At 66.2% G+C, this 12,285-nt stretch carries 10 protein-coding genes and 1 pseudogene; 9 read left to right on the top strand and 2 right to left on the bottom strand.

What is annotated here, in order from left to right:
• On the bottom strand, window positions 1–430 hold a 430-nt coding region (locus AC1DT2_RS07835; RefSeq protein WP_477295662.1), incomplete at its 3' end, for an amidohydrolase family protein.
• A gap of 160 nt (window positions 431–590) precedes the next feature.
• Between AC1DT2_RS07835 and AC1DT2_RS07830 the strand changes: the two genes are divergently transcribed.
• A complete protein-coding gene (locus AC1DT2_RS07830) occupies window positions 591–1,805 on the top strand; it encodes a putative DNA modification/repair radical SAM protein (protein ID WP_063574036.1) in 1,215 nt (404 codons plus the stop codon).
• A complete protein-coding gene (locus AC1DT2_RS07825) occupies window positions 1,805–3,220 on the top strand; it encodes a UdgX family uracil-DNA binding protein (RefSeq protein WP_477295660.1) in 1,416 nt (471 codons plus the stop codon). Before AC1DT2_RS07830 ends, AC1DT2_RS07825 begins: the two co-directional genes overlap by 1 nt.
• A gap of 98 nt (window positions 3,221–3,318) precedes the next feature.
• Here the strand turns inward: AC1DT2_RS07825 and AC1DT2_RS07820 are convergent, their stop codons facing one another.
• Window positions 3,319–4,575: a 6-phosphofructokinase gene (locus AC1DT2_RS07820; protein ID WP_477295658.1), complete on the bottom strand. Its 1,257-nt coding sequence runs from the start codon at window positions 4,573–4,575 to the stop codon at window positions 3,319–3,321.
• 97 nt (window positions 4,576–4,672) lie between these two features.
• Here AC1DT2_RS07820 and AC1DT2_RS07815 point away from each other — a divergent pair, with 97 nt between their 5' ends.
• From AC1DT2_RS07815 to AC1DT2_RS07785, 7 genes and pseudogenes are all read left to right on the top strand, one after another.
• Window positions 4,673–5,602 (top strand): lysostaphin resistance A-like protein, encoded by a 930-nt coding sequence (locus AC1DT2_RS07815; RefSeq protein WP_477295656.1) that lies wholly within the window; start codon window positions 4,673–4,675, stop codon window positions 5,600–5,602.
• Window positions 5,603–5,693: 91 nt separating this feature from the next.
• The gene (locus tag AC1DT2_RS07810; protein ID WP_063573458.1) at window positions 5,694–6,278 is read left to right on the top strand and encodes an adenylate kinase; all 585 of its coding nucleotides are present in this window, start codon (window positions 5,694–5,696) and stop codon (window positions 6,276–6,278) included.
• Window positions 6,279–6,318: 40 nt separating this feature from the next.
• A complete protein-coding gene (gene mpl / locus AC1DT2_RS07805; RefSeq protein WP_477295654.1) occupies window positions 6,319–7,677 on the top strand; it encodes a UDP-N-acetylmuramate:L-alanyl-gamma-D-glutamyl-meso-diaminopimelate ligase in 1,359 nt (452 codons plus the stop codon).
• A pseudogene (locus AC1DT2_RS07800) lies at window positions 7,586–8,209 on the top strand (LON peptidase substrate-binding domain-containing protein); the annotation flags it as partial. The gene mpl and the pseudogene AC1DT2_RS07800, both read left to right, overlap by 92 nt.
• Before the next feature lie 91 nt (window positions 8,210–8,300).
• On the top strand, window positions 8,301–9,116 hold the full coding sequence (locus tag AC1DT2_RS07795; protein ID WP_063573461.1) for an SDR family oxidoreductase: 816 nt from the start codon (window positions 8,301–8,303) through the stop codon (window positions 9,114–9,116).
• A gap of 212 nt (window positions 9,117–9,328) precedes the next feature.
• Complete coding sequence (locus AC1DT2_RS07790) at window positions 9,329–10,663, top strand: sigma 54-interacting transcriptional regulator (protein ID WP_477295652.1); 1,335 nt, start codon at window positions 9,329–9,331, stop codon at window positions 10,661–10,663.
• Window positions 10,664–11,062: 399 nt separating this feature from the next.
• A partial coding sequence (locus tag AC1DT2_RS07785; RefSeq protein ID WP_477295650.1) for an acetylornithine/succinylornithine family transaminase occupies window positions 11,063–12,285 on the top strand: 1,223 nt, incomplete at its 3' end.

Raw genomic sequence — 12,285 nt, 5'->3', positions numbered from 1 at the left:
GGTGCAGGTAGGGCGCCACGCGGCGCTTCACCTCCAGTAAGGCTTCGGTGGCCAGCAGCCGGTCGTCACAGATGTCGACATGGCTGCGGATCGCGAGCAGCCCTTGCGCCACCGCCATGTCGCAATAGGCCATGGCGCGGGCCACCAGCGCGTCGATCGTGAGGTCGGGCTTGAGCTCGCCCCACAGCGCGATGCCTTCGAGCAAGGTGCCGGAGGCATTGAGCCGGGGCAGGCCGAGCGACAGCGTTGCATCCATGTGGAAGTGCGCGTCGACGAAGGGCGGTGAGACAAGTCGGCCGCCCGCATCGATCTCTTCCACGCCCTTCGCCGGTAGCGCCGGCTGGATCGCTGCGAAGCGCCCGTCGGCGATGCCGATATCGACGTCGCGGCGCCCGTCGGGAAGGCTGGCGTGGCGGATGATCAGGTCCATGTCGGTCGACTCTGGCAGCAAAGCCCGAATCATATGCCTTTGCTTTCGATCGCTCCTACAGGGGTAAGAGCATCGCCGCTGAAGCGGCTCCCACATGTACTTATTTGTGATCCGCGCTTTCACGCGGAGGTCGGCGCCATTTGGCACCATGGCTTTCCCCATGAAACTGTCCGACAAACTCGCCATCCTGGCCGACGCGGCCAAGTACGACGCGTCCTGCTCGTCCAGTGGCGGCAAGGGCCGCAACTCGCTGCGCTCGGGTGGCATCGGTTCGACTGAAGGCATGGGCATCTGCCACGCCTATGCGCCGGATGGACGCTGCATTTCCCTGCTGAAGATCCTGCTGACGAACTTCTGCGTCTACGACTGCGTGTACTGCGTCAACCGGCGCAGCAGCAACGTGCAGCGCGCACGCTTCACGCCCGAGGAAGTGGTGGAACTCACAATGGAGTTCTACCGCCGCAATTACATCGAAGGCCTGTTCCTCTCCTCGGGCATCATCCAGTCGCCCGACTACACCATGGAGCAGCTGGTTCGCGTCGCCCGCACGCTGCGTACCGAGCACAAGTTCGGCGGCTACATCCACCTCAAGACCATTCCGGATGCGTCGCCCGAGTTGATCGACGCCGCCGGACGCTGGGCGGATCGCCTGAGTATCAATGTGGAGATGCCGACGGCCGAAGGCCTCAAGTCGCTGGCGCCGGAGAAAGACCTGGGCGATATCCGTAGTGCCATGGGACGCCTGCGCCTGTCCATCGACGAGGCGAAGGCCGAAAAGAAAGCGCCGAAGTTTGCCCCGGCCGGGCAGAGCACGCAGATGATCGTCGGCGCCGATGCGGCGACGGATCGCGATGTGCTCGCGGCCAGCACCAACCTCTACACGAACTACCACCTGCGCCGCGTCTACTATTCCGCGTTCAGCCCGATTCCCGATGCGTCGAAAATCCTGCCGCTGAAGCCGCCGCCGCTCGTGCGCGAGCATCGTCTGTACCAGGCGGACTGGCTGATGCGCTTCTACGGTTTCCGCGCGGACGAAATCGCTCCCCCCGGTGACAGCGGCATGCTTTCGCTCGAGGTCGATCCGAAGCTGGCCTGGGCGCTGCGTCATCGGGAAAGCTTCCCGGTCGACGTTAACCGGGCGCCGCGCGACATGCTCCTGCGTGTTCCGGGTCTGGGCGTGAAGACCGTGGACCGCATGATCGCGATGCGCGCCCACCAGCGCATTCGCTACGCCGACCTCATCCGCCTGCGCGTGCCGGTGAAAAAGGTCGCGCCCTTTGTTGAAACGGTGGATCACCGTCCCCGAGGTGACCACGAAAGCGCCGCATTGCAGCGTGACCTGCGCGAGCCGGCGCAGCCCGACCTGTTCGGCTGATGCTTGGCGTCCGGCTCGACGATGCTTCGGACGTGGAGGCGTGGCGCGCGAAGGCGCGTGCCTTGCTGCTGGCGGAGGTCGATCCGTCGCAGGTCGAATGGCTCGCGGGACCGGACGGCGGCCTGTTCGGCAGCGACGACGCGATGCCCGAGCCACGGCATGCGCAGGCCCCGGCCGTTCCGCGCGATTTCCTCAGCCTCGTCAATTCGGTGCTGGCGCATTCGGATCCGCGACGCCACGCCACGCTCTACCGCATGCTGTGGCGTTTGACGCACGGCGAACGCAACCTCCTGGCGATCGCCACGGACGACGATGTCGCCTGGGCCCACACCTGCGTGAAGCAGGTCAACCGCGACATGCACAAGATGAAGGCCTTCGTGCGCTTTCGCGAGTTGCCGATCGACGACGGCACCGTCTATGTTGCGTGGTTCGAACCCGACCATGACATCGTCACGCGCGTGGCACCATTCTTCGTCCGCCGGTTCACCGGTATGCGCTGGTCCTTGTTGACGCCCTCACGCAGCGCCCACTGGGACGGCACGACGCTCTCGTTCGGGCCCGGTGCGCAGCGTGGCGACGCGCCTTCCGGCGACGCCCTCGAAGATCTCTGGCGCACCTACTACGCCAGCATCTTCAACCCCGCGCGCCTCAAAGTGGATGCCATGCGCCGGGAGATGCCGGTGAAGTACTGGAAGAATCTCCCGGAGGCGCGGCTCATACCCGAACTGGTGCGCGATGCGCTGCCGAGGATGCAGGCAATGGTCGAGAAACAACCCACGGTGCCGAGGAAAAAGGTCACGCCGCTGCAGAAGGCCGCCGTGGACGCGCCCGAGGGAAGCCTCGCGGCGCTGCGAAAGCAGGCGAAAGACTGTCGCCACTGCGACCTGTGGAAGCCGGCGACGCAGACGGTCTTCGGTAGCGGCCCTGCCGATGCGCGCATCGTCGTCATCGGTGAGCAGCCGGGTGACCAGGAGGATCTGGCCGGGAGGCCCTTCATCGGCCCGGCGGGAAAGCTGTTCGATCGCGCGCTGGAGGAAGCGGGTGTCGATCGCGCCGCGCTCTATGTCACCAATGCGGTGAAGCATTTCAAGTTCGAACCGCGCGGCAAGCGGCGCCTGCACAAACGCGCCAACGCCGAGGAGCAGGCGGCGTGTCGCCCCTGGCTGGCCGCCGAAATCGACCGCATCCGCCCGGAGGCGATCATCTGCCTCGGGGCGATGGCGGCGCAGGCGGTATTCGGGGCGTCGTTTCGGTTGATGGCGCAACGGGGGCAGTGGCTCGACCTGCCTGACGGTCGGCGAGCGATAGCCACGGTGCACCCGTCCTACCTGCTGCGCCTGCCGGATAAGCAGGCGCGAGAAGAGGGGTATGCGGATTTCGTCCGCGACCTGCGTCTCCTGCGAAGTTTCCTGTAGGAGCCGATTCATCGGCGATCCCGCGGCAGCGGGCAAGGTCGATGCAACACCCAATCGCCGATGAATCGGCTCCTACAACAGCAGTTGCGCCTAGCCCCTCAGCCGATCTTGAACTTCTTCAGCTTCTTCGGCACCGACGCGTTCTTCAGCGTCACGTAGATCGGCAAGCCATCCGGGCCATACGGCGGCGGTGCTTCACCCTGGATCAGCGGGGCGAGATAGCGTCGCGCGGCGGCGGTGATGCCGAAGCCGTCCTTGGAGATGAAGTTCCTCGGCATCTTCTTCTCGTGGTTGGCGATCTTGTCCAGCGGCGCCGCTTCGATCTTCCACTTGTAGGGTTCGTCGGATGTGCGGACGATCACCGGCATCACGGCGTTGAGGCCTTCGGCCGCGTATTCGACGGCCTTCTTGCCTACCGCATAGGCCTGCTCGAGATCGGTCTTCGAAGCGATGTGTCGCGCCGAGCGCTGCAGGTAATCGGGCAGGGCCCAGTGGTACTTGTAGCCAAGCTTCTCGCGCACCAGGGCGGCGAGCACCGGGGCGGCGCCACCCAGCTGCGCGTGGCCGAACGCATCGCGCGCGCCGGACTCGGCGAGGAACGTGCCGTTGCTGTCCTTCACGCCCTCGGAAACGACCACGGTGCAGTAGCCGACCTTTTCCACCGTGGCCTTGACCTTGGCGAGGAAGGTCTCGGGATTGAACACGTTCTCCGGAAACAGGATGACGTGGGGCGCGTCGCCAGGTGCCGATCCGGCAAGACCGGCAGCGGCGGCGATCCAGCCCGCATGACGACCCATCACTTCGATGATGAAGACCTTGGTCGAGGTATCCATCATCGAGACCACGTCCAGGCTGGCCTCGCGCACCGCGATCGCGGTGTACTTCGCGACCGAACCGAACCCGGGGCAGGTGTCGGTCACCACGAGGTCGTTGTCGATCGTCTTCGGCACGCCGATGCAGTTGACCTCGTAGCCGAGCGTCTGGCCGATCTTCGAAACCTTGTTCGCTGTGTCAGCCGAGTCGTTGCCGCCGTTGTAGAGGAAGGTGCGGATGTCGTGTGCTTTGAACACCTCGATCAGGCGCTCGTACTCGACGCGGTTTTCTTCCAGCGACTTGAGCTTGTAGCGGCAGGAACCGAAAGCGCCACCGGGCGTGTGCTTGAGCGCGGCGATATTGGCCTTGGCTTCCTTGGAGGTATCGATGAGCTCCTCGCGAAGCGCGCCGAGGATGCCGTTACGCGCGGCATAAACAATGATGCCCTTGTCGCGAGCCGTTTCGATCACGCCCGCGGCGGAGGCATTGATGACGGCGGATACGCCGCCCGACTGGGCGTAAAGAATTTTGCCGGCGGCCATACGCACTTCCTCGTCACCATGGGAGTGCCGAGCGTAGCGCGTGCGGCATGACGATGACACGCTAGACTCAGGAACGATCAAGGGGAAGGGGCTCGCCGTGCGCTTACCGAATACGCTGTATGCCCCGTCCGCCGACGCCACGCGCTGGCAGCGTGGTCTTTTCTATAGCGCCGGCGCCCGCATCGGGCTCTTCGCCCTCCTGACCATCGCGCTGACGATCCTCCTCAGCCACCTGCTCAAGCCCATCGGCCTTGCAGGCAAGGATGTGAGCACCTTGGCCCGCGGCATCGGGGAAATGCTGATTCGCGCGGTGCCGGCGATCCTCGCTTACGGCGTGCTGGTTCRCTTCGTCGAGCKCCGTCCCCTTACCGAATTCTCGCGTCCGACCTGGGCGGCCGGGCCGCTCTGGCTGGTCGGCGGCGTGGCCCTGATGGGCGTGGTCGTCGGCAGCCTGTGGCTTTTCGGCGCCTATGTACCCCTCGGGCCGGACACGGCCGCCGACTGGCCGGGCATCGTCCTGGGCGCGGGGGTTGGCGCGGCCATCGGCGAGGAACTGATCTCCCGTGGCGTGCTTTTCCGCGCCTGCGAGGAGGCGCTGGGCACCGGCTGGGCCCTGCTCATCTCCTCGGTGTTCTTCGGCTTCGCCCACGCCTTCAACCCCCACGCGACAATCGGCACCAGCCTGGCGATCGCCCTGGAAGCGGGCGTCATGCTGGGGCTRCTCTACGTGGCGACCCGCTCGCTGCTGGCGTGCATGGGCCTTCATGCCGGCTGGAATATCACCCAGTCGCTGGTTTTCGGCGTACCCACCTCGGGCCTCCAGATGCACGGGCTGGTGGCCTCGCGCCTCGCCGGGCCGGACTGGCTCTCCGGCGGAGAATTCGGCGCCGAGGCGTCGATCGTTGCCCTGGTAGCGTGCAGCCTGGTCTCTCTGGGCCTGTTCCTGGTGGCGCGCAAGCGGGGCCGGCTGGTCGTTCCCCGCTGGAAGCGGGCCGCGGCCTACACGCCTCCGGTGTCGGCCGTTTGACGCGAGCGCGGCCGTGCCGTTACCTTGAGACCCATTTTCTTGTGTCCGGCGCTCGGGTTAACCCCGTGTCGCCCGACGTATCGGAGCATCAATGCGACTCGTGCTATTCGGCGCCCCCGGTTCAGGGAAGGGCACCCAGGCCACCCGCCTCAAGGAGCGCCTCGGCGTCCCCCACATCTCCACCGGCGACCTGCTTCGCGCGGAGATCAAGGAAGGAACCGAGCTGGGTCTGAAGGCCAAGGGCCTGATGGACCAGGGCATCCTGCTGTCGGACGACATCATGCTCGGCATCATCGAGCACCGCCTCAGCCAGCCGGACGCCAAGCCGGGCTTCATCCTCGACGGTTACCCGCGCAACCTGGCCCAGGCCGCCGCGCTGGACGAGGTGCTGGCCCGGATCGGCCAGCCGCTGGATGTCGTGGTCAAGCTCGATGTGCCCGACCAGGCCATCGTCGGCCGCTGCGAAGTCCGCTTCGAGAAGGAAGGCCGTCCCGACGACAACCCGGATACGGTCAAGAAGCGCCTGGCCATCTATGCCGAACAGACCGCGCCCGTCGCCGACTTCTACAAGCAGCGCGGCAAGCTGCAGGTCGTCGAGGGCGTCGGCGAACTCGATGAAGTGACCCAGCGCGTTCTCGACGTCCTCCCGGGCGATATCCAGGCCGCCAGCGCCTGACCCTCACGGCCCGCTTCGGCGGGCCCCCATGAGTCGACCCATGCGCGTCCATATCCTCGGTATCTGCGGCACCTTCATGGGCGGCGTCGCTGCGCTCGCGCGCGAGCTCGGCCTCACCGTCGAAGGGTCGGACGCGAACGTCTATCCGCCCATGAGCGACCAGCTCGAAGCCCTCGGCATCGGCCTGATGCAGGGCTACAAGGCGGAACACCTGCAGCCCGCGCCGGATCTGGTCGTGGTGGGCAACGCCATGGTGCGCGGCAACCCGGCCGTCGAGCACATGCTCGACGAAGGCCTGCGTTACATCTCGGGTCCGCAGTGGCTGGGTGAGACGCTGCTCGGCGGCCGCGAGGTGCTGGCGGTCGCGGGCACGCACGGCAAGACCACGACGACCAGCCTGCTCGCCCACCTGCTCGAGACGGCTGGCCTCTCGCCGGGTTTCCTCATTGGCGGGGTGCCCGGCAACTTCGATGTCTCGGCGCGTCGCGGCGAGGGCAAGCCCTTTGTCATCGAGGCCGACGAGTACGACTCGGCCTTCTTCGACAAGCGCTCCAAGTTCGTCCACTACCGTCCGCGCATCGCCATCCTCAACAACCTCGAATACGACCACGCGGATATCTTTCCCGACGTGGCTGCGATCCAGCGGCAGTTCCACCACCTGGTGCGCACGGTGCCGGGCAATGGCCGCCTCATCGTCAACGCGGAAGACGCCTATCTCGCCGAAGTGCTGGCCATGGGTGCGTGGACGCCGGTGGAAACCTTCGGCGTCGACAAGGGCGACTGGCGCGCCGAACTGATCGCCGCCGACGGCTCGCATTTCCGCGTGCGTCGTGGCGACACCGTGCTCGGTGAGATCCACTGGAGTTCGCTGGGTCGGCACAACGTGATGAACGCACTGGCCGCGCTCGCCGCGGCAACGGCGGCGGGTGCGGATCCGGTGAGCCTGCTACCGGCCTTCGCCAGTTTCACCAGCGTGCGTCGCCGCATGGAAGTGATCGGCGAGGCCGGTGGCATCACGGTCTACGATGACTTCGCCCATCACCCGACGGCGATCGCGACAACACTGGCCGGCCTGCGTGCAAAGGTCGGCGGCGCACGCATCCTCGTCGCGCTCGAGCCCCGTTCGAACTCCATGCGTCTGGGCGCGCACGCGGAGGCCCTTGCGCCGTCGCTCGCCGATGCCGACGGCGTGGTCTTCCTGCATCGCCCCGAGCTCGCCTGGGACGCGGCACGCGTCACGGCGGCGCTCGATGGTCGTGGCAAGGCCGTGCCGACGGTCGAGGCGCTGGTGGCCACGCTCGCCGCGGATGCGCGGGAAGGCGACCATGTCGTGTTCATGTCCAACRGCGGCTTCGAAGGTGCGCCGCGGCGCTTTTTTACCGCGCTCGACGCAGGTTAGACTGGCGGGCATGGCTGCCACCACGCCCGGACAAGACTTCCCGCTGTTTCCGTTGACGAACGTCCTTTTTCCGGGCGGTCAGCTGCAACTGCGCATCTTCGAGCCACGCTATATCGACCTCGTGCGCGAATGCGCACGCACCGGCCGACCCTTCGGCGTCTGCATGATCCTCGAGGGCAGCGAAGCCGGGCATCCCGCGGTGCCTGCGGCCGTCGGCACGCTGGCGACAATCACGGACTTCCACACGGGTGAGGACGGCCTGCTTGGCATCGTCGCCGAAGGTGGCCTGCGTTTTCGCGTCACGCGTACCCGCATCCGCTCGGACGGGCAGGTGCGTGGCGACATCGCCACGTGGCGTGCCGAAGACATCACGCCGCTTCCGCCTGAATTCGGTCTGCTCGCGACCATTCTCGAGCGCCTTGTCGACCAGATGCAGCCACCCTGGCGGCATGACGTCGCCACGCGCTCTGACGATGCCAGCTGGGTCGGCTTCCGCCTCTCCGAATTGCTGCCGCTGGATCCGAACGAGTGCCAGCACATGCTCGAACTCGACGACCCACTCGAACGGCTTGCCGAGTTGCGTGACATTCTCCCGCGCTTCCAGCGCCCTTWATGGACTTGCCATGACGACCCTCGCAGGGAAGACGCTTTTCATCACCGGGGCCTCGCGCGGCATCGGGCTTGCCATCGCGCTGCGTGCCGCACGCGACGGCGCCAATATCGTCATCGCGGCGAAGAGCAGCGTCGCCAACCCCAAGCTGCCCGGCACGATCCACACCGCGGCCGCCGAGATCGAAGCGGCGGGTGGTGTCGCGCTTCCGTTGAAAGTGGATATTCGCGAAGAGTCCGAAGTGCGCATGGCCGCGGCCACGGCCGCCGAACGTTTCGGTGGCATCGACATCGTGGTGAACAATGCCAGCGCCATCTGGCTGGCCGGCGTGGAGAACACGCCGATGAAGCGTTTCGACCTCATGCAGCAGGTGAACACGCGGGGAACCTTCCTCACGACACAGGCTTGCCTGCCGTACCTGAAGAACGCAGAGAACCCGCAGGTGCTGATGCTGTCGCCTCCGCCGAGCATCGATCCGAAGTGGTACGAACCACATGTCGCGTACACCATTGCCAAGTTTGGTATGAGCCTCTGCGTGCTCGGCATGGCGCCTGAATTCAAGTCGCTGGGCATCGCGGTGAACGCGCTGTGGCCCAAAACCGTCATCGCCACGGCCGCGATCGCGATGATCGATGGCGTCCGCGTTGAAAACTGCCGCACGCCGGACATCGTCGCGGATGCGGCGCACGCGGTGCTTACCCGTCGCTCGCGTGACTACACCGGCCAGTTCTACATCGACGAAGACGTGCTGCGTGAAGAGGGCATCACTGACTTCAATCGCTACGCCGTGGCACCGGGCAACCCGCTACTACCGGATTTGTTTCTGTAGCTAGCGCGGCGATGCACCCGTATGGCTCTGGAGGCTAGCCCGTTTGGTGTATGGCCGCTTTCGGCACGCCGGTATAACTTCGATCCCCGTCGCTGTCGTCTGACACACGCGCGACGATGTGGGGCTTGCCGGCCTGCAGGGGTGCCGGCGGCGGGTCCAGGATTGAATCCGCGAAGCCGGCTAGCAGGCCACGTAACGGGTGAGGAGCAGGCATGTCGCGCGGGGAAATGTCGGGGCGTTGTGTCGTCTGGGTAGGCAGACCGAGCGTTGAAGAACACTTTGGTCTGCTCCGGGCAGGCTGGCGCACGCTGGTGGCCGATCCGGCCGCCCAGAGTGAGGCACTACCCGAATGCGGAGACGCGGCCATCGCCGTGGTCGACCTGCGGGCAAGCGCGCTCGCCGCCGTCCGCATCCTCCACCAACTTCGTGAAAACCACCCGGCCATGGCCTGGATCGGCCTGACGGGCTCCCGTACGCCGGCACATGAGCCCTCGATCCGGCTGGCCTTGCCGCAGGCCCTCGAGATCATCGACGGCGCTTCTTCGTTCACCGCCTTACGCCTGGCGCTGCAACGCGCGCCGGGCGATGCGCCCGCCGCCGTGGACACCCGTCCGAGCATCCTCACGGGCGACAGCCAGGCCATCCGCACCCTCTCGCAGAACATCCGCAAGTTCGCGCCGGTCGAATTGCCCCTGCTCATCACCGGCGAGACCGGGACGGGCAAGGAGATGGCCGCGCGGGCCCTGCACCAGCTTTCGGCACGCCACGAACGGCCTTTCGCGGCGATCAACTGTGGCGCGCTGCCGGCCAACCTCGTCCAGTCCGAACTGTTCGGCCACGAACGCGGCTCGTTCACCGGCGCCACGGCGCGGCGCATCGGCCACTTCGAATCCGCCGACGGCGGCACCGTGTTCCTCGACGAGATCGGCGACCTGCCCCTCGATGCACAGACCAACCTGTTGAGGGTGCTGCAGGAAGGCACCATCGAACGCATCGGCAGCTGCCAGTCCATCAAGGTCGATGTGCGGGTGCTGGCCGCTACCCATGTGGATCTCGAGAAGGCCGTTTCGCAGGGACGGTTCCGCGAAGATCTTTTCTACCGCCTCAACGTATTGCGCCTGCGCATGCCACCGTTGCGGGAGCGCAATGGCGACATCGAACTGCTGGCCCAGTATTTCCTGGACGCTTTCCGTGAGAGCTATGGAACGCGCGCACGGGCCTTCAGCACGAGCGCCCGGAAGGCGATGAGCGCCTTTGCCTGGCCGGGCAACGTGCGCGAACTGATGAACCGCGTGCAGCGCGCGGCCGTGATCGCCGACGATGCGCTGATCACGCCGGAGGATCTGGAGCTGAGCGCCGACCTCCCTGGCGCGGACCGGGATAGCCTTGGCAGCGCGCGCACCTCCGCCGAACGCGAGGCGATCGTCGACTGCCTTCGTGCAAGCGCGTTCAACATCAGCGAATGCGCGCGGCGCCTGCGCGTATCCCGCGTGACCGTCTACCGCCTCTGCAAAAAACACCAACTCGCTCTCGACCAGCTGCGCTGACCGGGTTCGGCCCCTCCGGTGACGGGAGTGAAGAAAACTCCCGGCCCTCTGGGGACCGGGAGTTCCCATTCGTCGTCCGGCTTGGCAGGGTCGTCGGGCGAACGAACATCGCGGGCTTCACAGGGCCTTGCCCACTACGGCAGCAAGCGCCGTGCCACGGGGGCCTTCCTTTGATTCTCAAGGCATTTCCGGCAGACGCGCTGAAACCGGGCGTTCAGGCGGTGTAGCGACGTGTAACAAAACGTTGCACCGGCGGTACATGCCGCGCGTTGTCGGCGCGGGCCGCGCCTTATAGGATGATGTGGTTTCGGATCGATGTCGGACCGCAGAGCGTACCGTGCGATTCCATCCGTTCTTGTAGGGGCGTCGGCGCTGCGGCCGGGGCCCGGAGTCAGCACCATGTCGTCGCACCCTGTCACACCCTCCGATCTCGTTGGCCTGGGCAAGCGTTATTGGCTGTCCGTTTATCGCCCGCGCGATGTCATCCTCGATCACGGGAAGGGCTCCCGCGTCTGGGACACGGAAGGCCGCGATTACATCGACTTCGGCGCCGGTATCGCCGTGAATGCCCTGGGTCACCAGGATCCGGATCTCGTTGCCGCCCTGGTTGGCCAGGCCAACAAGCTGTGGCACGCCAGCAACGTCTTTTATTCCGAGCCGCCGCTGCACCTTGCCCAGGAGCTGGTCGAGCACGCACCGTTCGCCGAGCGTGTTTTCCTTTGCAACTCCGGCACCGAAGCCAACGAGGCAGCGATCAAGCTGGTGCGCAAGTGGGCGGCGTCGCAGGGGCGGCCGGCCGAGAAGCGCGTCATTGTGACCTTCAAGGGTTCATTCCACGGCCGCACCCTCGCCGCGGTCACGGCGACGGCCCAGCCGAAGTACCAGGAAGGCTATGAGCCACTTCCCGGGGGCTTTCGCTATGTGCCGTTCAACGACCCGGCCGCGCTCGAGGAAGCGATGGCTCACGGTGACGTGGCGGCGGTGATGCTCGAGCCGGTGCAGGGCGAGGGCGGTGTGATGCCGGCGGAGCCGGGCTTCCTGAAGAAGGTTCGTGAGCTGTGCGACGCGCACGGGGCCCTCATGGTCCTCGACGAAATCCAGTGCGGTATGGGCCGCACCGGGACGCTGTTCGCCCATTCGCATGACCATGTCACGCCCGATATCGTCACCCTGGCCAAGGCACTCGGCGCCGGCTTCCCGATCGGCGCCATGCTGGTCGGGCCCAAGGTGTCCGAGGTGATGCAGTTCGGCGCCCATGGCACGACCTTCGGTGGCAACCCGATGGCCGCGGCCGTGGCACGTGTGGCCTTGGCCAAGATCGCCTCGCCGGCCGTCATGCTCAACGTCGAGCGTCAGGCCAATGACATCCGAACGGGCCTGAACAAGCTCAACCACGAATTCCACCTGTTCTCGGAAATCCGCGGTCGCGGGCTGATGATCGGCGCGGTGCTCGACGGCGCGTACGCTGGCCGGGCCGGCGAAATCCTCGATCTCGCTGCCGCCCACGGCCTGCTCATCCTCCAGGCGGGCCCCGACGTGCTGCGCATCGTCCCGCCGCTGACGATCACGGATGAGGAAACCGCGGAAGGTCTCGAGCGTCTCCACGCCTCGCTGGCGGCGTT

It is taken from the genome of Luteibacter sp. P4_E6, from assembly GCF_056401535.1.
This window is presented reverse-complemented; position numbering and strand designations above follow the sequence as displayed.